Raw genomic sequence first — 25,067 nt, 5'->3', positions numbered from 1 at the left:
ACAGGTAGGAGGCTGGTATGAAGCCGTCGGCGTAGCGTGCCTGCTCGGTGCGGGTCCGAGCCGTGCCGGTGCGGGTCGCGCGCGTGACGGGGCCGCCGTCGGTCGTCGTGGAGGTACGTGGGTCATGGGGAGTCTGCCGGAACTCACCACGGGACGGCTCCTCTCCACCTGGCAGTGGGACGTCCCGGCGCTGCTGCTGGTGCTGCTGCTGGGCGGTCTGTACGGCTGGGGCGTACTGCGGCTGCGGCGCCGGGGCGAACGCTGGCCGGTGGCGCGGGTCGCCGCGTTCGCCGTCGCGGGGCTCGGCACGATCGTCGTGGCCACGATGTCGTCGCTCGCCGTCTACGACCGGGTGCTGTTCTGGCCCGCCGCCCTCCAGAACATCCTGCTCGACCTGATCGCCCCGCTCGGCCTGGCGCTGGGCGACCCGCTCCGGCTGGCGCTGACGGCGCTGCCCGCGCCCCGGTCCGGCCGACCGGGCCGGGCGCTGACCGGGCGCCTGGTGCGTCTGCTGACGTTCCCGCTGGTCAGTACGGTGCTGGTGCTGACGACCGAGCTGACCGTCTACTTCACGCCCTACTTCGCGACGGCGCTGCGCGTCGGCTGGCTGCACCAGCTGATGTACCTCCATCTGCTGCTGGCCGGCTGCCTGTTCGTCGTGCCGGTCCTCACCCGCGAACAGGCGCTGCCCACCTGGTGCACCCACCCGGTGCGGGCGGCGCTGGTCTTCCTGGACGGGATCATCGACGCCGTCCCCGGCATCGTCGTCCTCACCCACTCCACCCTGATCGCCGGCGCCTGGTACCTGCGCCACCACCCGGCCTGGTCCCCCGACGTCCGGCACGACCAGCAGGTCGGCGGCGGCGCCATGATCAGCGTCGCGGAGCTGGTGGCGCTGCCGTTCCTGCTGGCCGTCCTCGCCCAGTGGGCCCGCGCGGAACGCGCCGAGACGGCTGCCCTGGACCACCGCCTCGACAGCGAACTCGTCCCCGCGCCGCCCGCACCCGCACCCGCCCCGTCGTGCTCGCCCGTGTCCGCCACGGCCCCGGACCTGGTGCGCCCCTGGTGGGAGACGGAGAACAGCGAGGTCGCCCGGCGGTTCAGGCAGTGACGCCCGTCAGTCCGACGGCTTCCCGGCACGCGGGCTGCGGACCGGAACGGCGGTACGGCTGACGGCCGCCGCGAGCTTGCGCAGCCGCCGCCAGTCCAGGCGCGGCGGCAGCTCGGGCACGCCGGGACGGTCCCGGGGGACGCGCACGCGCAGGGCGCGGCGGGCGACGCGGCAGCGGACCGGCGCCGACAGGGTCAGCGCCTCGCCGTCGAGACCGACCTCCAGCGTCGGCTCGTCCGCCTCGATCACCACCTCGGTCGCGGTGAGCTTGCCGAACCCCTGCGGCTGCGGGTCGAGGAGCAGTTCGGCGGCCTCCACCGCGCTGTCGACCTTGAGCGCGAGGACGCCCAGCGTGCCGGAGTTCAGCCGCTCGCGGCGGCCGAAGCCGAGGGGGTCGTCGGTCCGGTAGGGGTTGTTGCTGACGAGCACGGCCTGCGGGTCGGCGAAGACGGAATCGCCGGCCCGGACGGTCAGCCGCGGCCCGCGCTGGCGGGACAGCAGGTCGGGCAGCACCTCCAGCGCGGTGCCCACCTTGGAGTCCCGGTACCCGGGGCTCTGCACGACCGTGCCGTACGCCCCGAAGGACGCGTTGTTGACGAACGGCCGGTCGTCGGCGAACCCGAGGTCCACCCGCAGTTCGACCCCGTCGGTGAGCGCGTCCAGACAGGCGGCGGGATCGTCCCGGTCCAGGCCGAGGTCCATCGCGAAGTGGTTGCGGGTACCGGCCGAGATGACGAGGAACGGCAGCCCGTGCTCGGCGGCCACGGCGGCGACCAGCGCCTGGGTGCCGTCGCCGCCCGCCACCCCGAGCAGATCGGCGCCGTCGGCCACGGCCTCCCGGGCGAGGGCGGCGACGTCCTGGTGCTGCTCCGCGTCGAGCAGCACGACCCGGGCGCCGAGCCGCTCGGCCTTCTCCCGCACCGAGAACTTCTCCACCTTCCCACCGCCCGAACGCGGGTTGAGGAGCAGGAACGGCCGCTGCGGCGCGGGCGTCCGGTACTCCTTGACCCTGACCCGGCGCAGTCCCGTGCTGCGCAGCGCGTACCGCCCGCTGGCGACCGCCCCGCACCACAGCAGCGCGGACAGCACCAGCACCCACAGCAGGTGGGCCCGCGTGAAGAGCACCATGACCCCGAGCGGCGCGGCGACGGCGAGCCCGGCGGCGGCGACCCGGGCCGCACCCCGGCGCGACAGCACCCACCACAGGCCGACGGCGGTGAGGGCGAGGCCCACGACACCGGCCGCGAGCAGCAGCAGGCCCACCAGGCCGCCGTACAGGAGCGGCAGCAGGGCGGCGAGGCCCGCGGCGGCCAGCGCGCCGCGTGCGGCCCAGGCCTGTCGGTGATGCGACCGCTCGGCAGCCGTCACGGAATACACGGGCCCTCCACCTCGGGAAAGAACGAGCACGCGGGCCCACGGCGGGCCCCTGTGGTGCGACTGAAGAGCCTCAAGGTCTCACGCGCCGCCGTCCGATCACCAGTTACCCCGGCCGCCGTCGGCTAGTCGTGAGCCCTTCCCGGGGTATCTGCTATGTGACATAGTACTGGCGTGACCTCTCGACCGACCTGCGATGTCGTGGTGGTCGGGGCGGGTATGACGGGCGCGGCCTGCGCCCTGTACGCCGCCCGGGCCGGTCTGGACGTGATGGTGGTGGACCGGGGTCCGGTGGCCGGCGGCACGACCGGCGCGGGCGAGGGCAACCTCCTGGTCTCCGACAAGGAACCCGGCCCTGAGCTGGAACTCGCCCTGCTCTCCAGCCGGTTGTGGTCCGACCTGGCCGCCGAACCGGCGCTCGGCCCGGCCTTCGAGTACGAGCCCAAGGGCGGTGTCGTGGTCGCCTCGGAGCCCTCGTCGCTGGCCGCGCTGGACCACTTCGCCGCCGGTCAGCGCGCGGCCGGCGTCGACGCGGTGTCCGTCGGTCCCGACCGGCTGCGCGAGCTGGAACCCCACCTCTCCCCCGCCGTCGCCGGGGGTGTGCTGTATCCGCAGGACGCCCAGGTCATGCCGACTCTGGCCGCCGCCCACGTGGTCCGCGCCTCGGGCGCCCGCCTGGAGACCGGCCGGACGGTGACCGGCGTTCTGCGGGGTGCCGACGGCGCCGTCCGGGGCGTCGCCACCGACCGGGGGGAGATCCACGCGCCGGCGGTGGTGAACGCGGCCGGCACCTGGGGCGGCGCGGTGGCCTCCCTCGCCGGTGTCCATCTGCCGGTGCTCCCCCGCCGGGGTTTCGTCCTGGTCACCGAGCCTCTCCCGCGCCTGATCCATCACAAGGTGTACGCCGCCGACTATGTCGCCGACGTCGCCAGCGACTCGGCCGCTCTCCAGACCTCACCGGTCGTCGAGGGAACGGCGGCCGGGCCTGTGCTCATCGGCTCCAGCCGCGAACGGGTCGGGTTCGACCGGTCGTTCTCGCTCCCCGTCGTCCGCGCGCTGGCGTCCGGCGCGACCCGGCTGTTCCCCTTCCTCGCCCGGGTCCACGCCGTGCGCTCCTACCTCGGTTTCCGTCCCTACCTCCCCGACCATCTGCCCGCCATCGGCCCCGATCCGCGCGTCCCCGGTCTGTTCCACGCGTGCGGTCACGAGGGCGCCGGTATCGGCCTCGCGACCGGCACCGGGCACCTGATCGCCCAGGCGCTCACCGGCCGGCCTCCCGACCTCGATCTGACGCCGTTCCGCCCGGACCGCTTCCCCGCCCCCGCCGAGCAGGAGTGCGCATGAAATCGCCCCGGCGCCTGGCCGACGCCCGGCCCGGCCCTTCCTTCACCGTCACCTTCGACGGCCGCGAGATCCCGGCGCTGCCCGGTCAGACGGTCGCCGCCGCGCTGTGGTCGGCGGGGGTGGTCGCCTGGCGCACCACTCGTGAACAGGGCCGTCCGCGCGGGGTGTTCTGCGGGATCGGCGTGTGCTTCGACTGTCTGGTGACGGTCAACGACCGTACCGATCAACGCGCTTGTCTGCTGCCCGTGGCACCGGGCGACGCCATCCGCACCCAGGCGGGGACCGGCCGCGATGACTGACCGCCCGCACCTCGCGGTGATCGGCGCCGGTCCCGCGGGCGTCGCCGCAGCTCTGGCCGCCGTCACCCACGGCGTCCGCGTCACGCTGGTCGACGCGGCGCCGGAGGCGGGCGGCCAGTTCTACCGCAGCCCCGCCCTCGCACTGGGGGCCCGCCGCCCCCAGGCCCTGCACCACCGGTGGCGCACCTGGCAACGCCTCCGAGCCGCCCTGGACAGCCACCTCGCGGCGGGACACATCACCCACCTCAAGGACCACCATGTGTGGTGCGTGGAGCGGGATACGGGCGGGCGGGGACGGCTCGACGGGTCGGACGGCCGGTACGGCACGGAGGCCGAACAGCCCCGCCCCAACGGCCAACAGGGCGACCCGGACGACGAGTTCACCGGCGCCTTCACCGTGCACGCGCTGCTCGGTCCCCGCCAGGAACAGGGCGTCGCGGTGCGGGCGGACGCCGTGCTGCTCGCCACCGGCGGCTACGAGAAGGTGCTGCCGTTCCCGGGCTGGACGCTTCCCGGGGTGCTCAGCGCGGGCGGGGCGCAGGCCATGCTCAAGGGCGGGCTGGTGCTGCCGGGCCGTACGGTCGTCGTCGCCGGGACCGGTCCGCTGCTGTTGCCGGTCGCGACCGGGCTCGCGGCGGCCGGAGCGCGGGTCGCGGCGCTGGTGGAGTCCGCCGATCCCCGCGCCCTCGCCCGCAGCCCCGGCGCCCTGGCAGCGCGGCCCGGCACACTCGCCGAGGGCGCCGGTTACGCGGCCCGGCTGCTGCGGCACCGGGTCCCCGTCCTGGTCCGGCACACGGTGATCGAGGCCCACGGCGCCGACCGTCTCGACGGCGTGACCGTCGCCGCCCTCACCCCCGACGGCCGCGTCCGCCCGGGCAGTGAACGCCGGATCGACTGCGACGCCCTCGCCGTCGGCCACGGCATGCTGCCGCACACCGATCTCGCCGAGACCCTGGGCTGCGGCCTCGACGGGGTCGCCGTCCGCGTCGACGACGAACAGCGCACCGACGTCCCCGGCGTCTGGGCCGCGGGCGAGGCCACCGGGATCGGCGGCGCGCCCCTCGCCCTCGCCGAGGGCCACATCGCCGGGCGCTGCGCGGCGGCCCGGTTGACCGGGGGCACCCCTGATCCACGGACGTGGGCGGCCGCGTCGCGACGCCGGGCGGCCCTGCGGACGTTCTCCGCCGCGCTCGGCCCGGTCTACGCGCCGCCCGCCGGATGGGCGGAGCGGATCACCGACGACACCGTGGTCTGCCGGTGCGAGGAGGTCACCGCGGGCACCGTGCGGGCGGCCGTCGCCGACCTCGGGGCCGGTGACCTGCGCACCGTCAAGCTGCTGACCCGGGCGGGGATGGGCTGGTGCCAGGGACGGATGTGCGGACCCGCCGTCGCCGGGTTGTCCGGGTGCGCCGAAACGGCGATGAGACGTCCGTTCGCCCGACCGGTCCCGCTCGGCGTACTCGCCGGACAGACCGGCGACGACACCTCCCGCCCCGAGCTGGACTGTCGACAAGCCGACAACGGCACCCCCTGACCTGTCACGCCCTCCCCGGAAAGAGGCCACCATGACCGACCCCCGGCAACGCCCCTGGCGCGGCGTTCTCGTCGCCACCGCGCTCCCCCTGCGCGACGACCTCTCCGTCGACCACGACCGGTACGCCGAGCACTGCGCCTGGCTGGTCGAGAACGGCTGCGACGGCGTCGTTCCGAACGGCTCGCTCGGCGAGTACCAGGTCCTCACCCCCGATGAACGGGCCAAGGTCGTCGAGACCGCCGTCGCGGCGATCGGCGGCTCCCGGGTGATGCCGGGGGTCGCCGCCTACGGCTCGGCGGAGTCCCGGCGCTGGGCCGAGCAGGCACGCGAGGCGGGCTGCGCCGCCGTGATGCTGCTGCCGCCCAACGCCTACCGTGCCGACGAGCGTTCCGTCGTCGCCCACTACGCGGAGGTCGCCGAGGCGGGCGTGCCGGTCGTGGCGTACAACAACCCGATCGACACCAAGGTCGACCTCGTGCCGGAGCTGCTGGCGACCCTGCACGGCGAGGGGTACATCCACGCGGTCAAGGAGTTCTCGGGTGACGTCCGCCGTGCCTACCGGCTCGCCGAACTCGCCCCCGAACTGGACCTGTTGATCGGCGCGGACGACGTCCTGCTGGAACTCGCCGTCGCCGGCGCCAAGGGCTGGGTCGCCGGTTACCCCAACGCTCTTCCCCGCGCCTCGGTCGCGTTGTACCGTGCCGCTCTCGCGGGCGACCTGGAGACCGCGACTCCCCTTTACCGGCAGCTGCATCCGCTGCTGCGCTGGGACTCCCGCGTCGAGTTCGTCCAGGCGATCAAGTTGTCCATGGACATCGTGGGCCGCCACGGCGGACCCTGCCGTCCGCCCCGGGTCCCGCTCCTGGCCGATCAGGAGGCGACCGTCCGCGCGGCCACCGAGAAGGCCCTCGCGGCAGGCCTGGCGTAACCCGGCCGACGCGACCAGAGGGAAAGAGGAGCCATGCGCAGCACACTCGTCCTGCACGCCGTCGACTCCCACACCGAGGGCATGCCCACCCGCGTGATCACCGGCGGCATCGGCACGATCCCCGGCGCGACGATGAACGAGCGGCGGCTGTACTTCCGTGAACACCGGGACGACATCAAGCAGTTGCTGATGAACGAGCCGCGCGGGCACTCCGCCATGAGCGGGGCGGTCCTCCAGCCGCCGACCCGGCCCGACTGCGACTGGGGCGTCCTCTACATCGAGGTCTCCGGCTACCTCCCGATGTGCGGTCACGGCACGATCGGCGTCGCGACCGTCCTCGTCGAGACCGGCATGGTCGAGGTCGTCGAGCCGGTGACCACGATCCGCCTTGACACCCCCGCCGGGCTCGTCGTCGCCGAGGTCGCGGTGGAGGACGGTGCCGCGAGGAACGTGACCCTGCACAACGTCCCGTCCTTCTCCGTCGGCCTGGACCGCAGGGCCACGCTGCCGGACGGGCGGACGGTGACCTACGACCTCGCGTACGGCGGCAACTTCTACGCCATCCTGCCGTTGGAGGAGTTCGGCCTGCCCTTCGACCGCGCCCGCAAGGACGACATCCTCACCGCGGGCCTCTCGCTGATGGACGCGATCAACTCCGAGGCGGAGCCCGTCCATCCCGAGGACCCGAGCATCCGCGGCTGCCATCACGTGCACCTGATCGCGCCCGGCGCCACCGCCCGGCACTCCCGGCACGCGATGGCCATCCACCCCGGCTGGTTCGACCGTTCCCCGTGCGGCACCGGGACCAGCGCCCGCATGGCCCAGCTCCACGCCCGCGGCGAACTCCCGCTGCACACCGAGTTCGTCAACGAGTCCTTCATCGGCACCCGTTTCACCGGCCGTCTCCTCGGCACCACCGAGGTCGCCGGCCGGCCCGCCGTGCTGCCCAGCTTCACCGGCCGCGCCTGGATCACCGGCACCGCCCAGTACCTCCTCGACCCCACCGACCCCTTCCCCGCGGGCTTCGTCCTCTGACCCCCGCACACCCGCCGAACCCCGTACACCCGCCGAACCCCGCACGCCCGTACACCCGCACCGCCTGCCCAGGAGACCCCCATGCCCGCCCAGCCCACCGGCTCACCGGCCGCCGACGCTCCCGCCCTGCCCGTGCTCGGCGGCAGGCGGAGCAGCTACCGCGAGCGGGTCGCCGACGCGCTGCGGGCCGCGCTGATCGCCGGTGAACTGCGGGCGGGCGAGGTGTACTCCGCGCCGACCCTCGCCGCCCGGTTCGGCGTCTCCGCGACGCCGGTCCGCGAGGCCCTGCTCGATCTGGCCAAGGAAGGCCTGGTCGACACCGTGCCCAACAAGGGCTTCCGTGTCACCGAGGTCTCCGGGAAGCAGCTCGACGAGTACACCCACGTCCGTGCGCTCATCGAGATCCCCACCACCGTCGCCCTGGCCAGGACCGCGCCGCCCGCCTCGCTGGAGGCGTTGCGCCCGGCCGCCCAGGAGATCGTCACCGCCGCCGTGGCCGGTGACCTCATCGCCTATGTCGAGGCCGACACCCGCTTCCATCTCGCCCTGCTCGCGCTGGCCGGCAACGCCCACCTGGTCGCGGTCGTCGCCGACCTGCGCGGGCGCTCCCGCCTCTACGGCCTGACCGCGCTGGTCGAGGCGGGCCGCCTGCGCTCCTCGGCGACGGAGCACCTCGACCTGCTCGACGCCCTCGTCGGCCGCGACGAGGAGGCCGTGCACGCGATCATGACCCGGCACCTCGGACACGTCAGGGGGAAGTGGGCGGCCCAGGACTGACGCGCCGGTCTCACACCGAGAACTCGCGTATCACCGTGTTGCGGAACACCGCGCTGCCGCCGATCGTGAACAGCGCCAGCCGCGTGTCCAGCAGGTACGGGAACACCTGACTGGTGTGCACGTACCGGCCGTCGTCGACGAACATCTCCACCGACGTGCGGTCCACCAGGATGCGCAGCTTCACCGTGCCGGTGGACGGGTCGAACGGGGTGTGGCTCTCCTGGTAGCTGCCGGACGTGTCGGCGTTCACCGTGTTCCGTCGGTTGAGGAAGACGTAGTCGTCGTAGACCCCGGCGTCGATGTGCCGACCACCGCTGGGCGAGCGCCTCAACTGGAGCCCGGCGCCGGTGAGTTCGGACCAGGTGATCTCGGTCGTCACCTCGTAGGAGACCCCGGTGTAGTCGAGCACCTTCGTGCCGTCCACGGTCACGTCGCCCAGGTCCACGGTGCGCGAGACATGCGCGTCGAGGCCTGCGACGGGCCGGGAGGCGAGGTAGTAGGTGCCGTCGGACGCCTTCGTCAGGGCGAGTTCGCGCACGACGGAGTCGGTGCCGTTGAAGCCGTCGCAGTCGATGGTGGGGGTGGTGTCGGCGTAGTCCCAGTTGTTCACCCAGCCGAGCGCGTACCGGGCGGCGGCGTCCACCGCGCCGCTCGCGTCCCGCTTCTCGAAGGTGACGGCGGCGTACCAGTCCCAGCCGTGGTCGAGCCACTGCGGGTCGCTGGCGTCGGCGGTGAACGTGCTGCCGTCGAAGGAACCCGTCCAGTAGGCGTACGTGTTGGGCAGCCCCGAGCTTTTCCCGTTGGCGCTCACGCCGAGCACCCATTTCACGGTGCCGTCGCCGGCGGTGATGCGGAACAGGTCGGGGCACTCCAGGACGCCGATGCCGTCATGGACAAAACCGCTCACGTACGTCCAGGACTTCAGGTCGTCGGAGTGGTAGAAGCCGACCTTGTCGTTCTCGGCGAGGGCCATCACCCAGCGGCCCCGGTCCTCGTCCCGGATCACCTTGGGGTCGCGGAAGTCGGCGACGCCGGGGTTGGCCAGGACGGGGTCGGTGCCGTGGGGGGCGAAGGTGAGACCGCCGTCGGTCGAGTAGTACAGGAACTGCGCCTGCGCGTCGGTGCCGTCGCCGGGGGACATGGTGACGATGATGACGACCGCGCCCGCGCCGAACCCGGCGGTGTTGCCGGTGTCGACCACCGCCGAACCCGACCAGAGATCGCCGTTGGACGTGGTGTCCTTGGCCGCGGCGACCCCGCGGTCGGTGAAGGAGACCAGGTCCGTGGTGGTGGCCAGGCGCCACGCGGTGCCGACGACGCCGGTGAAGTAGTCGGCGTTGTAGAGGTAGTAGTAGCGGTACTCGCCGTCGATCCAGACGGGCCGCTGCGGGTCGTTCTTCCACTGGTCGGGGACCGTGAAGTGGTACCCGGCGCGGTAACTCGCCCCGCTCGCCGCGGACGTGACGTCCTTCTTGCCCGTGCCCCCGGGCTTCGGGGCGGCCGTGGCCACCCCGGTGGACAGCAGCGCGGCGGCGGTGCCCGCGGCCGATCCCGCGAACAGCGATCTCCTGGAAAATCCCGACGTTCCGGGCATGGCACATCGTTCCTCTCGTGGCGGCCCATGCAGGCCCATGGCGGCTCATCACACACGCGAGTGCGGCTCACTACGCGAAGGGCGGGAAAATCAGCCCATGTGAACGAGGACTGTAGACCTAACTCGTTAAAGGTCAAGCGTTCCCGACCCTTGACAGGTCCGCTGTCCGGTTCACATCATCTGGGTCATCGACCCTGATCTAACACGAGTTAGGCCCGTTTGATGACTGACTCGCACCTCCCCCGCCGCGCACTGCTGCGGTACGGCGCGTACGGGACCGGAGCAGCCGCCCTGGCCGGGACCGCCGCGAGCTGGGACCGGCTCACGGGAGCCGACATCCCCGGCCGCGACGACGGCTCCCTCGTCGTCGCCACCCTCGGCTCCGCCCTCGACCCGGCCACCGTCGAGGACCTCACCCGGGGTTTCCACCGGCTCCACCCCGACATCCCGTTGCGGGTGAACGCGGTGCAGGCCCTCGACTGGTCGGACTTCTTCTCGAAGATCCTCACCCAGATCGCCGCGGGCACCGCCCCCGACCTGGTGTATGTGGCCACCGAGGGCGTGCAGTTGTTCGCCCAGCGGCTGGGCATGCCCCTGGACCACTGGGTGCGCCGGGACGCGGCGGAACTGCGTGAGTACTTCGCCGACGTCCACCCCTCGCTGGTGGAGTCGATGATGTACGAGGGCAGCCTCTACCAGTTGCCGCTGGAGTTCAACGCCGCCGACATGTACCTCAACAAGCAGGTGCTCAAGCGGGCGGGCGCGGAGTTCCCGGCGGCCGACTGGAGCCGCGACGACTTCACCGCGCTGCTGCGGACGCTGAAACGCCACGGCGGCTCGCACTTCACGCCGTACTTCTGGACCAACCGGCTGTGGGGCGGCGTGGTGCCCTGGCTCTTCGCGAACGGCACCAACCTGCTCAAGGAGTCGAAGGCGCCCGGCGGTTCGTGGCTGTGGGACGCCTTCTACCCGGCCGCCGACCGGAAGGGGCGCGGCGGCGGTTTCCGCTGGACGACCCCGCAGGCCACCGCCGACCGGGTCGAGGAGGCGTACGACTATCTCGCGTCCCTCGTCCAGGAGAACCTGTGCACCCGCCCCGAGGGCGGCAACGGCACCAATCTGGTCGGCGTGTTCTCCACCGGCCGCGTCGGTGTCACACCGGCGGGCGGTTTCTGGGCGGGCGGTCTGCAACTGGCCGGCATGCGGGACACCGACTTCGACGTGCAGTACTTCCCGCGCTGGCGTACCCAGCGCCACCAGTTCGGGGCGGCGGGCTACGCGCTGCTGCGCACCTCGAAGAAGCAGGAAGCGGCCTGGGAGTTCATCAAGTACGTGGCCCGCAAGGAGACCATGACCCGGCTGTTCCGGACCAACCAGACCACCCCGGCCCGGCGTTCGATGCTGACTGCCTCGCGTTACGCCGCGAGCGGCCCGGCGCACTGGAAGGTCTTCTACGACACCCTCGACCGGTTCCCCGACACCGGCCCGATCCCGGCGCCGCCGCAGGTCGCCGAGGTGACCGACGTCCTGCTCAAGTACACCGGCACCGCGCTGGCCGCGCCGCGCGCGGTGGGACCCGCGCTGCGCCGGATGCAGGGCGACCTGGAGCAGGCCATGGAGCGTGAGGTATGACGAACACCCAGATCCCGGCCGCACGTCCACGGCCCGCCGCACCGTCCGCGCCCGCCGTGCGGCCGTCCGTCCGCGACCGCGGCACCCGGCTGCTGGCCACGCTGTTCCTGGCGCCCACGGTCGTCGGCATCGTCGTCTTCACGGTGGTGCCGATCATCGGGTCCGTCGTGCTGAGCCTGTTCCACTGGAACGTGATCGACCCGCCCCGTTTCGTCGGCGGCGCCAACTACCGCACGACGTTCACGGATTCGACCGTCCTGATCTCCTTCCGCAACACGCTCCTGTTCATGGTCCTCGCGGTCACGCTGCAACTGCTGATCGCGCTGACGCTGGCGCTCGCGCTGAACGGGCGGATGCCGGTGTGGCTGCGGTCGATGTTCCGTTCGGCGTTCTTCTTCCCGCTCGTCCTGTCCGCCGCGTCGATCTCGGTGGTGATGAAGTACCTGTTCAACCAGGACTTCGGGGTGGTGAACTGGCTGATCGGCCTGGTCGGTGTCGCGCCCGTGCCCTGGCTGACCTCGGAGCACGCGGCGATGGTCACGGTGATCCTGGTCTACGTCTGGCAGCAGTTCGGCTTCTCGTTCCTGCTGTTCGTCGGCGGTCTGAACAACATCCCCAAGGAGATCCACGAGGCCTCCGCCCTCGACGGCGCGACCGGTCTGCGCAAGCACCTCGCCATCACGCTGCCGCTGCTGTCGCCGACGCTGCTCGTCGCGTCGGTGGTCGGCATCATCAACGCCCTGCAAGTCTTCGAACAGCCCTATGTCCTCACCGACGGCGGCCCCGGTGACTCCACCCGGACCGTGGTGATGGTGATCTACCAGAAGGCCTTCGAGCAGCTCGACTTCGGCGAGGCGTCCGCGGTGGGCGTGCTGCTCTTCGCGCTGATCATGGCGGTCACCGCCCTCCAGTTCCGGCTCAGCCGGCGTTTCGTCCACTACCAGTGATCCGGTGAGCCGCATGAGCCAAGCAATCCCGACCCTGAGCCGCGCACGTCACTCACTGGCCCCCTGGGCCCGGATCGCCGTGCTGGCCGGGTGCGCCCTGCTGACGCTGGGCCCGGTCATCTGGACCGTCGCCACCTCGCTGCGCACTCCGGCCGAGTCCTTCGACCTGCCCCCGCAGATCATCCCGGCGCACCCGACGGTCGCGGCCTACCGCGGGGTCTTCGGGCAGATCGACGTGTGGCTGCTGGCCCTGAACTCCGCGCTGGTGACGGCGCTGATCGCGGTCGGCCAGATGATCACGGCGGGGCTGGCCGGATACGCCTTCGCGCGCCTGGAGTTCCGTTTCAAGAAGCCGCTGTTCGGCCTGGTCCTGGCGACCATGATGGTGCCGTTGCAGGTCACCATCGTGCCGGTGTTCCTTGAGCTGAAGTCGATGGGTCTCGCCGACACGCTCCTCGGCCTGATCATCCCGGCCTTCCCGACCGCCTTCGGCACGTTCCTGATGCGCCAGTACTTCCTCGGCATGCCGAAGGACCTGGGCGAGGCGGCCATGCTGGACGGCGCGGGGCCCTGGCGGATCTTCCGCTCGGTGTACGCGCCGCTGGCCACACCCGGCCTGGCGATCATCGGCGTGCTGGCCTTCAACTACCACTGGAACGAGTTCTTCCGTCCGCTGATCCTGGAGACCTCCAGCCAGAACTACACGCTTCCGCTGGGTCTGGTCTCCCTTCAGGGCAACCTCGGCACCGGGTCCATCTCGGTGGTCCTGGCCGGGGTCGTGCTCTCGATGCTTCCCGCCGTCGCCGTGTTCGTCGTCGGCCAACGCCCTCTGCGTGAGGGCATCACCTCGGCAGGAGTCAACCGGTGAGCAACGACCCCCACGCGCCTCGTTTCCGGGTCCGTCCGGCGGCGAACTGGATCAACGACCCCAACGGCCCGTTCCGTTGGCGTGGCCGTCAGCACCTCTTCTACCAGCACAACCCGGCTGCCCCGGTGCACGCGAACGTCCACTGGGGGCACGCCTCCAGCCGCGATCTCGTCGACTGGGAGCACCATCCGATCGCGCTCACGCCGACGCCGGGCGGCCCGGACGAGTCCGGCTGCTGGTCGGGGTGCGTGATCGACGACGCCGGTACACCGACCGCCGTGTACACGGGAGTCGACCGTACCCACGTCGGGCTCGGCACCATCTGCCTGGCGCGGGCGGCGGACCCCGACGACGAGCTGCTGACCGAGTGGAAGCCGCTGCCGACGCCGGTCGTGACGGGGCCGCCGCCGGGGCTGGACGTGGTGATGTTCCGCGACCCGTTCGTCTTCCACTGCGCGGACCGGCGCTGGGCCCTCGTCGGGGCCGGGCACGCCGACGGGACGCCGTCGGTGCTGCTCTACGACTGCGACGACCTCACCGACTGGCGTTTCGCCGGTGTGCTGCTGGACGGCGGGGACCCGGTGGCCTCGGACGTGTTCGGCGACAAGTCGGTGGGCTGGGAGTGCCCGCACCTGTACCGGACGGCGGGCGGCGACCATGTGCTCCTGGTGTCCCTGTGGGACGGAGATCCCTGCTCCACCGCGTATCTGACGGGTCGTCTGGAGGCCGATGGGCAGGGCGGGTTGAGGTTCGCGCCGCGCACCGGTGGCCGGCTCGACCACGGGCGGGACTTCTACGCGCCGGCCGTGTTCCAGGAGCCGGACCGGGCCCTGCTGTGGGGCTGGTCGTGGGAGTCCCGCCCGGAGGAGGAGACGCTCCGGGCCGGTTGGGCGGGCGTCCTCACCATGCCCCGGGTCGTCGACGTCCACCCGGACGGCCGTCTGCGGGTGAGTCCGGCGCCGGAGGTGGACCTGCTGCGTCCGGCCGAGCCGTTCGTCACCGCGCCGGGCCGGGTTCCGCTTCCCGACGCGTACGACCTGACGGTCACCGCGTGCGCGCCGACGACGGTGAGTCTGCTCCGGGACCCGGCGGGGCGGGAGGTGACCGTCCGGGTGGACCCGGCCGCGGGGACCGTCGTCCTCGACCGCGAGGCCTGGCCCCGGACCGGCAGGGAAGGCTCCGACCCGATCACCGTGCAGGTGCCGAGGGCGCCGGAACTCGCACTGCGGCTGCTCGTCGACGGCTCGCTCCTCGAACTGTTCGTCGCGGACCGGGCCATGGTCACCGAGCGTGTCTACCGGCGCCCCGGCGACGTCGCCGAGCTGGTCGTCGACGGTCCGGGTGCCCAGGTCACCGGGTGGGCGCCGGACCCACGGAGGCGCGGCTGACCACGGGGCAGGCCAGCCGCCTGACGGTCGCGGGCGGTGTACGGCCGGACTCGATGGCGTCCAGGAGCAGCCGGGCCGCCGCCTCGCCCATCGCCCGGTGCGGCAGCGCGACGGAGGTGAGCGGCGGGGTGAGGAACGCGGCCATGTGCTCCTGGTCGTCGTAACCGACCACCGACAGATCGGCGGGTACGTCGATCCCGAGCCGGGTCGCGGCGTGCAGGACGCCCGCCGCGACCCGGTCGTTGTAGCAGAGGACGCCTGTGGGGCGACGGCCCGGCTCGACCCCGTCGAGCAGGCGCAGCGCCCCCGCGTGGCCCGCGGAGATCTCCCCGCCGCCGCGCACGATCCACTCCCCGGGCACGGTGACGCCCTCGGCGCGCAGCGCGTCCCGGAAGCCGCGGGTGCGTTCCGCCGAGGCGATGTCGCCGCCCCCGCCGATCACGGCGAGCCGGCGGTGGCCGGCGCCGAGCAGCAGCCGGGCGGCGGTGCGGCCACCGGCGCGTTCGGCGGGGACCACGGCGGGCAGGGAGTCGTCCTCGGGCAGGCAGTTGGCCAGCACGGAGTGGACGCGGTGCAGGCCCTCGGGGACGCGGACCCGGCGCAGTGACATGGCCGCGTAGATGATGCCGTCCACCCGCCGGTCGAGCAGTTCCGCGACGGCCGCGTCCTCCTTGGCCGGGTCGCCGCCGGAGTCGACGGTGAGCACGAGGTGGTCGCTGTCCCAGGCGGTCTCCATGGCGCCGCGCAGCAGCCGACCGGCGAACGGCGAGGACGCGATCTCGTCGGTGACCAGCCCGATCACGGCCGTACGGCGTCGGCGCAGACCGCGGGCCACCGGGTCGGGGCGGTAGCCGAGCCGGGCCGCGGCCTGCCGGATGCGTTCCTGGGTGGCGGGCGAGAGGTTGCCCTCGGCGCGGCCGTTGAACACGAAGGACACCGCGGTGTGCGACACGCCTGCGATCCGGGCGACGTCCCGTGACGTCGGGCGCCCGGTGCCCGTGTTCCTGCTCTCCTCGGCACCGCCCACGCCGTCCGCCGTTCTCACCCCGCTCGTCCTTGTCGATCACCGTCCACCCTATCCGCGCGAAGCGCCACGGCACACAGCAGACCCTCAGCCCGCACGGCATGGTCGTCCGCTCCGCCCACCGGATTCCGCGCGACTCGCGACCTGCTCGGACTCCGGGCCCTTGTCCATGACGTGGCCGGGAATCTGTGCAGGAGCGACACACAGGCTGCACACAGCCGTACGAAGGCGCCGTTAGCGTTACTGGCCGATCGCTCCCCTGTACGAACGTGTCAGAGAGACCGAGATGGATTACTGCTCCACATGCCGTCGGCACCTCAACGGGGCTTTGGTGTGCCCCGGTTGCGGGGCCTACGCCCCGGACATGGCTCCCCGGACGGCGGCCGCGTCGTACGACGGCGATCACCCCGCCCCGTCCACCGGGCACGACAGCGCGGCCTACGAGGTGACACCTCACGCCGCCCCGGAGACGGCGGTCTTCAGTCCCTCGGGTGACGTCTTCTCCGACGATGTCGTGGACGCGCCCGTCGCGTCCCAGGGCCGGGCCGCGCGGCGGCGGCAGTTGGCGCGGTGGAAGAAGAACAAGCGCCGGGCGGCCGTCGCGACCGCCGTCGCCCTGGTCGGCGGCGGGTTGAGTGTCGCCGCGATGAACCGGGGTGCGGCGGACCGGGCGCAGGCCACCGCCGCGCCCGACCCGCGGGGCATGGGCGGCGTGCAGGAGCAGGCCGCCGACATCACCGACCCCACGTCGACCCCGTCGGCCGCCCGCAAGAGCAGCCGCGTCGTCACCACGCCGAAGCGGACGCCCTCGGCCAACGCGCCGCACGAGCAGTCGGCGGACTCACCCCGCACGACCCTGAAGCTCGTCCCGAGCGACACCCCGACCACTCCGACGCCGGCCTCGACGCCGGGCGGCGCGCAGCAGCAGTCCGCCGTCTCGCCGGCGACCGAGAAGACCAAGGACACCGAGAACACCGAGGACACAGCCGCTGTGTCGCCCACGCCGACGGCGCCCGACGACGCGAACTCCGGGTCCTCCGAGCCGAGTTCGACGCCGACGCCGTCCGAGACCGCCGACGACCCGTCCTCGTCGTCCGCGAAGCTCTGCCTGCTGGTGATCTGCCTGGGCTGACGGCCCGAGCGGCGGGGGCGGTCGCCGGTCGACCCACCGCCCCCGCACGCCGCCCGCGCCGTCGGGTCAGGGCGTGACCGGCTTGCCGCGCCCCCATGCCCAGGCCAGCCGGTCGGCGCCGGACTGGTTGGTGGTCGCGAGCCACGGCCGGGTGGCGTCGCCGATCAGCTTCTGGAGGGAGTACGTGTCGTCGGTGCGCAGACCGGGCCAGTACACCGATCCCATCCTGAGCTCGCGGAAGGTGTCGGTGTCGGCCTGGATGAAGTGGACCGAATTGTCGTCCGGCGTTCGGGTGTTGTAGTCGAGGCCGGTCGTCATCGGCGCCCCGAACTCGTCCGCGACGGTCCGCCCGGCGCAGTCCCCGATACGTTCCTTGAGGTCGGCGGCCCACTGGTCGTAGGTGGCGTAGGACTTCCAGAACCCGTAGTGGTGCAGGGACAGATAGGTGCCCTTCAGGCGCGGGTCGGCGCAGACCGAGGTGACGTGGTCGTTGTAGCCGGCGCCGCTGACGAAGACCCGGTCGCGCGGGACCGTGGGGTAGGTGTCGAGCCATGTGGCCGCGATGTCGGCCCACGCGGTGTCGGTGTAGCCGTGGGGTTCGTTCATCGGCTCGAAGAAGACACGGGAGTTGTGCCGGTAGGCCGTGACGACGGTGTCCCACATGGGCCAGAAGGTGGCGGGGTCGTCGATGAAGCCGTCCTTGCGGTCGCCGGTGCCCTCCCAGTAGGACACGATGACCTTGAAGCCCTGGTCGGTCGCCGCGTCGAGGACGCCCCGATACGCCTTCCAGTAGGGGCCGTTGACGGTGTACGGGTTGATGGGAAGCCGCACGGTGTTGGCGCCGAGGTTGGCCCGGAAGGCCGCGATCACCCGGCTCGCCCTCGCGTAGGTCAGGGCGTAGCTGTCGGAGGTGGACAGGCCGGACAGGACGATGGGGTCGTCGGCGAAGTTGTCCCTGGGGTCGGCCCAGTTGACGCCCTTGAACTGGGCGGTGCCGGTGTGCGGCGCGGCGGACGCGGGACCGGCCGTGAGGGTCGGGCCGACGAGCGCGGCGAGGGCGACGGCGGCCAGCGCGGCGCGGGTCCGGGGGGTGCGGCGGGTTCCGGCGCGGGACTTCTGCATCGACGTGCCCTTTCAGGAGACGTGGGCCCGGCGGGTGCGGGGCGCTCACGCCGTCGCCACTGAACGCTGCCCCGCGGCCCTGGCCGACCGCCCGCCAGGGACCGGGTGTTGACGCCAACGTCGCTTGCAGGGAAGGCCTGTTGAGACAGTTTCAGGCAGGGTCCTGCGGGCGATGTTCACGTCGACGTCCGGGGCGTCGGAATCGTGGCATCCGCCCCGACGGCCGTCAAGGTGTCCACCCCGTACCCTCCCGTCGGGGGACGAGGGCGGGAGGGGCGCAGCTATGGGGCTCGACGACGAGGAGCGGCCTCCCCGGTCGCGCGCGGCGCGGGCGCTGCGCTGTCACGGCCGGTTCCGCATCATCGGCGTGATCACCTTCAGCCTGTCGTCGACGGGCAACAGCAGGACCGTGGAGGCGATCACCACGCATGCGGCGGCCGAGGGGTACGCGATCACGTTGATCCCGGTCGACGTCCCGGCCCAGGACAGCCACGGCGACTGGTCGGCGGAGTCCGGTTGCACGGCCGGGCTCGCGCTCGCCGGTGAGGACGACTGCACGGCCGTGTTCGCCGCCAACGACCAGATGGCGCCGGGGTTGTTGCGGACCTTCCCCGAACGCGGGCTGTCGGTGCCGGCGGACATCAGTGTCGTGGGCGTCGACGACATCCCCGAAGCGGCGTTCTTCGTACCGCCGTTGACCACCGTGCACCAGGACTTCGCGGAGGTGGGCCGCCGTTGCGTACGAGGTGTGCTGCGGCAGATCCCTCCCGGCGACGCTCCCGCCCCGGCACCGGGCTGGTCGTCCGGCACAGCACGGCGGCGCCGGGCCGCTGAACGGCGGATGCCTGCCGTCCAGCGGCGTCCGGCATCTCAACTCACCGCGCAGGAGCTGCCGTTGAGGGTGAAGGACGTGGGCGCGGTGTTGGTGGCGCCCCTGCTGCCGAGGAAGCCGACCGTGACCGATCCGCCGGCCGGGACGGCGGAGGTGTAGGACGCGGCGGCGACGCTCACCGCGCTGCCGTTCTGGGTCGCGGTGCCGCCCCACATGGTGCTGACGGTCTGGCCGTCGGCGAAGGAGAAGGCGAGTGTCCAGCCGTCGAGGTCGGTGGTCCCGGTGTTGCGGAGGGTCAACTCGCCCTGGAATCCGCCCTGCCAGTCGCCGACGATCCGGTACCCGACCGAGCAGGAGAGCGCCGGGGCGTGGCCGGTGGTGAGGCTCACCGTGGCGGACCGGGTGGACTTGTTGCCGGCGGCGTCACGGGCGTAGACGGCGAAGGTGTAGGCGGTGTCGGGGGTGAGGCCGGTCAGACTCACGCTGTTGGTGGTGGAGTTGGCGAAGGCGCTCTCGGTGGTGCCGCTGACGCGGACGATGTCGTAGCGGCTGACGCCGACATCGTCCGTGGCGGCCGTCCAGTCGAGGGTGGCCGAAGTCGCCGTCACGGCCGAGGCGTTGGGGGTGCCGGGGGCGGTCGGGGCCTGTGTGTCGGTGGGGGTGCCGCCGCCGAAGACCGTGGCCTCGTGGGCGGTGCGGGCGATGCCGTCGGCGCCGTTGAAGGCGCGCTGGCCCCAGGAGCTGAGGCGGGTCGGGTCGAAGTCGAGGGAGAGGTCGAGGACCGGGTCGGTGTTGCCGCTCCAGGACCAGGCCAGATAACCGAGGTCGAGCCGCGCGGCGGTGGCCATCATGGTGTCCTCGTCCGGATCGCCCCACTGGTCGGCCGGTCCGCCGAACTCACCGATCAGGATGGGGAGATGGGCGGCGACGAAGGCGCCCAGATAGTCGGTGATCTCGGCGGCGGTGTCGAAGACGCTGTACATGTGGATCGAGAAGATCAGGTTGCCCGTGGTGTCGGCGGCGTACACGGCCTGGGCGTTGGCGCGCATGACCCCCTGCAAGTCCTGCCCCCAGTTGGGCGCGTCCACCATGAGGGTGTGGGCGAACCCGGCGGCCCGGAGCTTGTGGACGGCGGCGATGGTGGGGGCGGTCCAGCCGGCCGGATCGGTATTGCCCCAGGGCTCGTTGCCGATGTTGATGATGACGTAGTCCTCCTGGCCGGCGAGGACGTCCTTGAGGCCGATCCAGTAGTCGGCGGCCTGGTCCAGCGTGCCGGCCGCCGCGTCCTCGCCGTAGCCGGTGGTGTCGTGCACCTCCAGGACGCAGATCAGCCGGTTGGCCTTGCACTGGCCGACAACGTCGGCGACGTCCGAGGCGCTGTTCGCACTCCAGCGGTGCCCGTCCGCCAGCACGATGCGGACGGAGTTGGCGCCGAGGGCCTTGATGTCGGCCAGCGACTGCCGGGTGCGGTTCTGGTACCAGGTGTGCGCGTGGTTGACGCCGCGCAGGACGAAGTCGTTGCCGTTCCCCTCGACGAGGCGGCCGTCGGCGATGTGCAGTCCGGTGGCGAGCGCGGCGGGCGGCTGCGCCGCGTAGGCGGCGGCCGAGGAGAGGCCACCGCCGACAAGGACCAGCCCGAGAAGGCCGGCCAGGGCTGTGAACAGGCGAGAAAGGGGGCTCCTGGTGGTTCTCACTGCGGCTCCAGGGAGTGAGGGCCCGGGATTTCAGGCAGGGGTGTGGGGTGAGGTGCGCGGGGGCGCGGTGGAGCATGGGAGCGCTCCCATACAACTCACGCGTCAGAGACACGTCAAGGCATCGGACGGACCCCGCCCGCCCGGCTCCCGCCTCCCCCGCCCGCCCCGGACGTGCGGAAGCCTTCTTGCCCCGCCCGCCTCCCTCGCCTAGCCTGAGTTTGTGCCGCTAATAAACAAACCCCGCTCGCACAGCGTGGTGCCGGGGACCACGGACCATCTCACCCGGCTCCGCATAGCCCTCACCACCTTCTTCGCCCTCGACGGCTTCGTCTTCGCCGGGTGGGTCGTGCGCATCCCCGCGATCAAGCAGCAGACCGGCGCCTCCGCCAGCGCCCTCGGTCTCGCCCTCCTCGGCGTCTCGGCCGGTGGCGTCGTCACGATGACCCTCACCGGACGCCTGTGCCGCCGTTACGGGAGCCATCGGGTCACCGTCGTGTGCGCGGTGCTCCTCTCTCTCAGCGTCGCCCTCCCTCCCCTCACCCACTCCGCGCTCGCCCTCGGCCTCGTGCTGCTGGCCTTCGGGGCCGCGTACGGCGGGATCAACGTCGCCTTCAACAGCGCCGCCGTCGATCTGGTCGCCGCCCTGCGCCGGCCGATCATGCCGAGTTTCCACGCCGCCTTCAGCCTCGGCGCGATGCTCGGGGCCGGGCTCGGCGGGCTGGTCGCCGGTTTCCTCACCCCGACCGCGCATCTGTTCGGGCTGTCCGTGATCGGCCTCCTGGTCACGGCACTGGCGGGCCCCGCGCTGCTCCGCCTCCACGCCCCGAAGCCGACCGAACCCTCAAAACCGTCGAACGGCGCACCCCGCCAGGCCGCCACCACGTCCCGCCGGATCGTCATCACCTTCGGTGTCATCGCCCTCTGCACGGCCTACGGCGAGGGCGCGATGGCCGACTGGGGCGCGCTCCACCTCGAACAGGATCTGCGCACGTCACCCGGGGTCGCGGCGGCCGGTTACTCGTTGTTCGCGCTGGCCATGACGGCCGGGCGGCTGTCCGGGACCGTCCAGTTGATGCGGCTCGGGCAGACCCGGGTGATCGTGTGCGGGGGCGCCGTCTCGGCGGCCGGGATGCTGCTCGGGGCACTCGCGCCCACCACCTGGGCGGCCCTGCTCGGCTTCGGGATCGCCGGTTTCGGCATCGCCAACCTCTTCCCGGTCGCCATCGAACGCGCCGGAGCCCACGCCGGACCCGACGGCGTCGCGATCGCCTCCACGCTCGGCTACAGCGGCATGCTGCTGGGCCCGCCGACCATCGGGTTCATGGCGGACTGGTTCTCGCTGCCCACCGCCCTCGTCAGTGTGGCGGTCCTCTCCGCGACGGCGGCGGCCATAGGCTTCACCACCCGCCGCGCGACCGGTCACGCACCACTCCGCCACGCGGCCTGACGCTCCGTCAGATCTCCTCCAGGGCAAGGGAGTTCACCTGTCGGGACCCGGCGTCACCCGGCCCCGACAGGTCGTCCGGCTCACGGAGCGATCGGCAGCTGCCGCTTGTGCTCGGTCGCGTGATAGCGGCGCACGATGGCCGAGGCGGCCTCCTCGTCGACGGGCCGCCCCTCCAGGAAGTCGTCGATGTGGTCGTACGCCACCCCGAGCGCGTCCTCGTCGGGCAGCCCGGGGTTCAACGTCTCCAGGTCGGCCGTCGGCACCTTCCCGACCAGCGTCGACGGCGCGCCCAACGCCTGCGCGACCGCACGCACCCGCCGCTTGGTGAGCCCGGTCAGCGGAACGACGTCGGCGGCGCCGTCCCCGAACTTGGTGAAGAACCCGGAGACCGCCTCGGCCGCGTGATCCGTACCGACGACCAGTCCCCGGTGCGCGCCCGCCACCGCGTACTGGGCGATCATCCGCTGGCGTGCCTTGATGTTGCCGTGCAGGAAGTCCTGGTGACGGGCGTCCCGGAACACCGTGCCGCCGGCCAGCACCGCGTCCAGCGCGGCGTCGCTCGCGGGCTTCACGTCCACGGTCAGCACCTGGTCGGCGCGGATGAACTCCAGCGCCAGCTGGGCGTCCTTCTCGTCGGCCTGAACGCCGTACGGCAGCCGCATCGCGTAGAAGGTGGCCTCCTGCCCGGCGGCCCGCACCCGCTCCACCGCGAGCTGGCAGAGCCGCCCCGTGGTCGTCGAGTCGACGCCGCCGCTGATGCCGAGCACCAGCGCGTGCAGTCCGGCGGAGGTCAACTGGCCGGCGAGGAAGGCCACCCGGCGCTCTATCTCGTGCTCCGCGTCGAAGGCGGGGCTGACCAGCAGATCCTGGGCGATCGTCTCCTGCACGGACGTGGACGGCTGGTCGCTCACGGTTGCTCCTCGCTGTTGCCGGGTGTGGGGCGGAAACTCTCCGCCGACATTGTCTTCCGTCCCCGCGCGGCCCCGCACAAGGGGTACCGACCCGGCCCGGGACTCCCGCCGCCGTCCGCGCCTCAGCCCCTCAACATCCGGGTGAGCACGGCCCGTTGCACCGGCAGCACCTCGGCGTGCAACGCGCGCCCCTTGCCGGTCAGGGCGACCCGCACGCCCCGCCGGTCCTCCACACACGTCCCGCGTTCGACGAGGTCGCCCTTCTCCAGCCGCACGATCAGCCGCGACAGGGCGCTCTGGCTCAGATGGACCCGGTCCGAGATCTCCTGGACGCGGTAGCCGCAGGCGCCCTCCGCCAGCACGTCCAGAACCTCGAAGTCGCTTGCGCACAGGCCGTGTTGGTGCAGAGCGCGGTCCAGTTCGCACTGGGTGCGGGCATGCAGCGCGAGGATGCCCCGCCACTCGTCCACGAGCGCCCGCTCGGCCTTCTTCGCCGCCATGCGCGCACCGTAGCAGAGAACCAGGTTTGTTGCACTGGAATTAAATGAGCTTGCATTCAATGCATACGCATGTAGCCTCTCGGGCATGACCTCTCCGCTCACCGCTCCCGCCTCCGACGGGCGCTGGACGCCCCGCCTCTGGGGCACCCTGCTGGTGCTCTGCGCCGCGATGTTCCTGGACGCCCTGGACGTCTCGATGGTCGGCGTCGCCCTCCCCTCCATAGGCTCCGACCTGGGCCTCTCCACCTCGACCCTGCAATGGGTGGTCAGCGGCTACATCCTCGGCTACGGCGGCCTGCTGCTCCTCGGTGGACGCGCCGCCGACCTGCTCGGCCGGCGTCAGGTGTTCCTCGTCGCGCTCGGCGTCTTCGCCCTGGCCTCGCTGCTCGGCGGGCTCGTCGACTCGGGTCCGCTGCTGATCGCCAGCCGTTTCGTCAAGGGCCTCAGCGCGGCGTTCACGGCACCGGCCGGACTGTCGATCATCACGACGACGTTCCCGGAAGGCCCGCTGCGCAACCGCGCCCTGTCCCTCTACACCACCTGCGCGGCCACCGGCTTCTCGATGGGCCTGGTCCTCTCCGGCCTGCTCACGGAGGTGAGTTGGCGGCTCACCATGCTGCTGCCCGCGCCGATCGCCGTCGTCGCCCTGCTGGCGGGGCTGAAGCTGCTGCCGCGCGGCGCCCGCGAGAAGGACCACAACGGCTACGACGTCCCCGGCGCCGTGCTGGGCACCGCGTCGATGCTGCTGCTCGTCCTCACCGTCGTCCAGGCCCCGGAGGCCGGTTGGGCATCGGCCCGTACGCTGCTCTCCTTCCTGGCCGTCGCCGCCTTGCTGACCGCGTTCGTGCTGGTCGAACGGCGCTCCCCCGGCCCGCTGGTCCGGCTCGGCGTGCTGCGCTCCGGGAGCCAGATCCGCGCGCAGCTCGGCGCGATGGCGTTCTTCGGCTCGTACGTCGGCTTCCAGTTCCTGGTCACGCTGTACATGCAGGCGCTGCTCGGCTGGTCGGCGCTGCACACCGCGCTCGCCTTCCTGCCCGCGGGCGCGCTGGTGGCGGTCTCCTCGACGAAGGTGGGTGCCGTCGTCGACCGGTTCGGCACCCAGCGGCTGATCGTGGTGGGCTTCGCGCTGATGGCCGTCGGGTACGCGCTGTTCCTGCGGGTGAGCCTCGACCCGGTGTACGCGGTCGTCATCCTGCCGTCGATGCTGCTGATCGGCGCGGCCTGCGCGCTGGTCTTCCCGTCCCTGAACATCCAGGCCACCAGCGGCGTCGAGGACCACGAACAGGGCATGGTCTCCGGCCTGTTGAACACCTCGGTGCAGGTGGGCGGCGCGCTCTTCCTCGCCGTCGTGACGGCCGTCGTCACGGCGGGCGCCCCGGCGCACGCCACCGCGCAGGCCGTCCTGGACAGTTACCGTCCGGGGCTGATCGTGGTCACCGGCATCGCCGCCGTCGGCCTGCTGATCACGCTGCCCGGTCTGCGCGCCCGTCAGGAGTCCGTCGTCGTCGCCAGGTCCACCGCCCGGGAGGCGCACCGGGTGCCGGTCCACGACTGAGCCGACCGCACCCGCGGGG

At 72.3% G+C, this 25,067-nt stretch carries 21 protein-coding genes and 1 pseudogene; 15 read left to right on the top strand and 7 right to left on the bottom strand.

The annotated features are described in order from the left end of the window. The first annotated feature begins 124 nt into the window (after nt 1–124). A complete protein-coding gene (locus tag ACIQOU_RS01920) occupies nt 125–1,111 on the top strand; it encodes a cytochrome c oxidase assembly protein (protein WP_401533037.1) in 987 nt (328 codons plus the stop codon). A 6-nt stretch (nt 1,112–1,117) separates the two neighbouring features. Here ACIQOU_RS01920 and ACIQOU_RS01915 read toward each other — a convergent pair whose 3' ends face one another. Continuing rightward, the gene (locus ACIQOU_RS01915; RefSeq protein ID WP_401533036.1) at nt 1,118–2,488 is read right to left on the bottom strand and encodes a diacylglycerol/lipid kinase family protein; all 1,371 of its coding nucleotides are present in this window, start codon (nt 2,486–2,488) and stop codon (nt 1,118–1,120) included. Between the two features lie 171 nt (nt 2,489–2,659). Between ACIQOU_RS01915 and ACIQOU_RS01910 the strand changes: the two genes are divergently transcribed. The 6 genes from ACIQOU_RS01910 to ACIQOU_RS01885 all read left to right on the top strand — a co-directional run bounded on the left by ACIQOU_RS01910 (nt 2,660) and on the right by ACIQOU_RS01885 (nt 8,402). After that, nucleotides 2,660–3,829: an NAD(P)/FAD-dependent oxidoreductase gene (locus ACIQOU_RS01910; RefSeq protein WP_401533035.1), complete on the top strand. Its 1,170-nt coding sequence runs from the start codon at nt 2,660–2,662 to the stop codon at nt 3,827–3,829. Next, on the top strand, nt 3,826–4,128 hold the full coding sequence (locus tag ACIQOU_RS01905; protein ID WP_401533033.1) for a (2Fe-2S)-binding protein: 303 nt from the start codon (nt 3,826–3,828) through the stop codon (nt 4,126–4,128). Before ACIQOU_RS01910 ends, ACIQOU_RS01905 begins: the two co-directional genes overlap by 4 nt. Continuing rightward, entirely contained in the window at nt 4,121–5,662 is a 1,542-nt protein-coding gene (locus ACIQOU_RS01900; RefSeq protein WP_401533032.1) for an FAD-dependent oxidoreductase, read from the top strand. Before ACIQOU_RS01905 ends, ACIQOU_RS01900 begins: the two co-directional genes overlap by 8 nt. A gap of 31 nt (nt 5,663–5,693) precedes the next feature. Next, entirely contained in the window at nt 5,694–6,590 is an 897-nt protein-coding gene (locus ACIQOU_RS01895; RefSeq protein WP_401533031.1) for a dihydrodipicolinate synthase family protein, read from the top strand. Between the two features lie 33 nt (nt 6,591–6,623). Then, nucleotides 6,624–7,625, top strand: coding sequence for a proline racemase family protein (locus ACIQOU_RS01890; protein ID WP_401533030.1), 1,002 nt, complete (start codon nt 6,624–6,626; stop codon nt 7,623–7,625). Nucleotides 7,626–7,706: 81 nt separating this feature from the next. Continuing rightward, nucleotides 7,707–8,402, top strand: coding sequence for a GntR family transcriptional regulator (locus tag ACIQOU_RS01885; protein ID WP_401533029.1), 696 nt, complete (start codon nt 7,707–7,709; stop codon nt 8,400–8,402). Between the two features lie 10 nt (nt 8,403–8,412). Here the strand turns inward: ACIQOU_RS01885 and ACIQOU_RS01880 are convergent, their stop codons facing one another. Continuing rightward, the gene (locus ACIQOU_RS01880) at nt 8,413–9,996 is read right to left on the bottom strand and encodes a glycoside hydrolase family 32 protein (protein WP_401533028.1); all 1,584 of its coding nucleotides are present in this window, start codon (nt 9,994–9,996) and stop codon (nt 8,413–8,415) included. A 222-nt stretch (nt 9,997–10,218) separates the two neighbouring features. Here ACIQOU_RS01880 and ACIQOU_RS01875 point away from each other — a divergent pair, with 222 nt between their 5' ends. From ACIQOU_RS01875 to ACIQOU_RS01860, 4 genes are read left to right on the top strand one after another with little or no spacing between them, the layout of a single operon-like run. After that, nucleotides 10,219–11,628, top strand: coding sequence for an extracellular solute-binding protein (locus ACIQOU_RS01875; RefSeq protein WP_401533027.1), 1,410 nt, complete (start codon nt 10,219–10,221; stop codon nt 11,626–11,628). Further along, nucleotides 11,625–12,575: a carbohydrate ABC transporter permease gene (locus ACIQOU_RS01870; RefSeq protein WP_401533025.1), complete on the top strand. Its 951-nt coding sequence runs from the start codon at nt 11,625–11,627 to the stop codon at nt 12,573–12,575. The genes ACIQOU_RS01875 and ACIQOU_RS01870 overlap by 4 nt, the downstream gene beginning before the upstream one ends. A 13-nt stretch (nt 12,576–12,588) precedes the next feature. After that, nucleotides 12,589–13,443 (top strand): carbohydrate ABC transporter permease, encoded by an 855-nt coding sequence (locus tag ACIQOU_RS01865; RefSeq protein ID WP_401533024.1) that lies wholly within the window; start codon nt 12,589–12,591, stop codon nt 13,441–13,443. Continuing rightward, entirely contained in the window at nt 13,440–14,831 is a 1,392-nt protein-coding gene (locus ACIQOU_RS01860) for a glycoside hydrolase family 32 protein (protein ID WP_401533022.1), read from the top strand. Before ACIQOU_RS01865 ends, ACIQOU_RS01860 begins: the two co-directional genes overlap by 4 nt. Here the strand turns inward: ACIQOU_RS01860 and ACIQOU_RS01855 are convergent. After that, nucleotides 14,794–15,858, bottom strand: coding sequence for a LacI family DNA-binding transcriptional regulator (locus tag ACIQOU_RS01855; protein WP_401533607.1), 1,065 nt, complete (start codon nt 15,856–15,858; stop codon nt 14,794–14,796). The genes ACIQOU_RS01860 and ACIQOU_RS01855 overlap by 38 nt on opposite strands. A 361-nt stretch (nt 15,859–16,219) precedes the next feature. Here ACIQOU_RS01855 and ACIQOU_RS01850 point away from each other — a divergent pair, with 361 nt between their 5' ends. After that, complete coding sequence (locus ACIQOU_RS01850) at nt 16,220–16,987, top strand: hypothetical protein (RefSeq protein WP_401533020.1); 768 nt, start codon at nt 16,220–16,222, stop codon at nt 16,985–16,987. Between the two features lie 66 nt (nt 16,988–17,053). Here the strand turns inward: ACIQOU_RS01850 and ACIQOU_RS01845 are convergent, their stop codons facing one another. Next, the gene (locus ACIQOU_RS01845; protein ID WP_401533018.1) at nt 17,054–18,109 is read right to left on the bottom strand and encodes a cellulase family glycosylhydrolase; all 1,056 of its coding nucleotides are present in this window, start codon (nt 18,107–18,109) and stop codon (nt 17,054–17,056) included. 322 nt (nt 18,110–18,431) lie between these two features. Here ACIQOU_RS01845 and ACIQOU_RS01840 point away from each other — a divergent pair. Next, nucleotides 18,432–18,943: pseudogene (locus ACIQOU_RS01840) on the top strand (substrate-binding domain-containing protein); the annotation flags it as partial. A gap of 36 nt (nt 18,944–18,979) precedes the next feature. Here the strand turns inward: ACIQOU_RS01840 and ACIQOU_RS01835 are convergent. Then, the gene (locus ACIQOU_RS01835) at nt 18,980–20,635 is read right to left on the bottom strand and encodes a cellulase family glycosylhydrolase (protein WP_401533016.1); all 1,656 of its coding nucleotides are present in this window, start codon (nt 20,633–20,635) and stop codon (nt 18,980–18,982) included. A 220-nt stretch (nt 20,636–20,855) separates the two neighbouring features. Here ACIQOU_RS01835 and ACIQOU_RS01830 point away from each other — a divergent pair, with 220 nt between their 5' ends. Further along, nucleotides 20,856–22,082, top strand: a complete 1,227-nt coding sequence (locus ACIQOU_RS01830; protein WP_401533014.1) for an MFS transporter — start codon at nt 20,856–20,858, stop codon at nt 22,080–22,082. Nucleotides 22,083–22,162: 80 nt separating this feature from the next. Here the strand turns inward: ACIQOU_RS01830 and nadE are convergent, their stop codons facing one another. Both nadE and ACIQOU_RS01820 read right to left on the bottom strand, forming a co-directional pair. Then, a complete protein-coding gene (gene nadE / locus ACIQOU_RS01825; RefSeq protein WP_401533012.1) occupies nt 22,163–22,993 on the bottom strand; it encodes an ammonia-dependent NAD(+) synthetase in 831 nt (276 codons plus the stop codon). A 122-nt stretch (nt 22,994–23,115) separates the two neighbouring features. Next, nucleotides 23,116–23,493, bottom strand: coding sequence for a MarR family winged helix-turn-helix transcriptional regulator (locus ACIQOU_RS01820; protein ID WP_401533010.1), 378 nt, complete (start codon nt 23,491–23,493; stop codon nt 23,116–23,118). A gap of 85 nt (nt 23,494–23,578) precedes the next feature. On the opposite strand from ACIQOU_RS01820, the gene ACIQOU_RS01815 reads away from it, so the two are divergent. Next, nucleotides 23,579–25,048: an MFS transporter gene (locus ACIQOU_RS01815; protein WP_401533009.1), complete on the top strand. Its 1,470-nt coding sequence runs from the start codon at nt 23,579–23,581 to the stop codon at nt 25,046–25,048. Nucleotides 25,049–25,067 lie beyond the last annotated feature (19 nt).

The organism is Streptomyces sp. NPDC091279, from assembly GCF_044757465.1.
In the GTDB taxonomy this organism is placed as follows: Bacteria; Actinomycetota; Actinomycetes; order Streptomycetales; family Streptomycetaceae; genus Streptomyces.
This window is presented reverse-complemented; position numbering and strand designations above follow the sequence as displayed.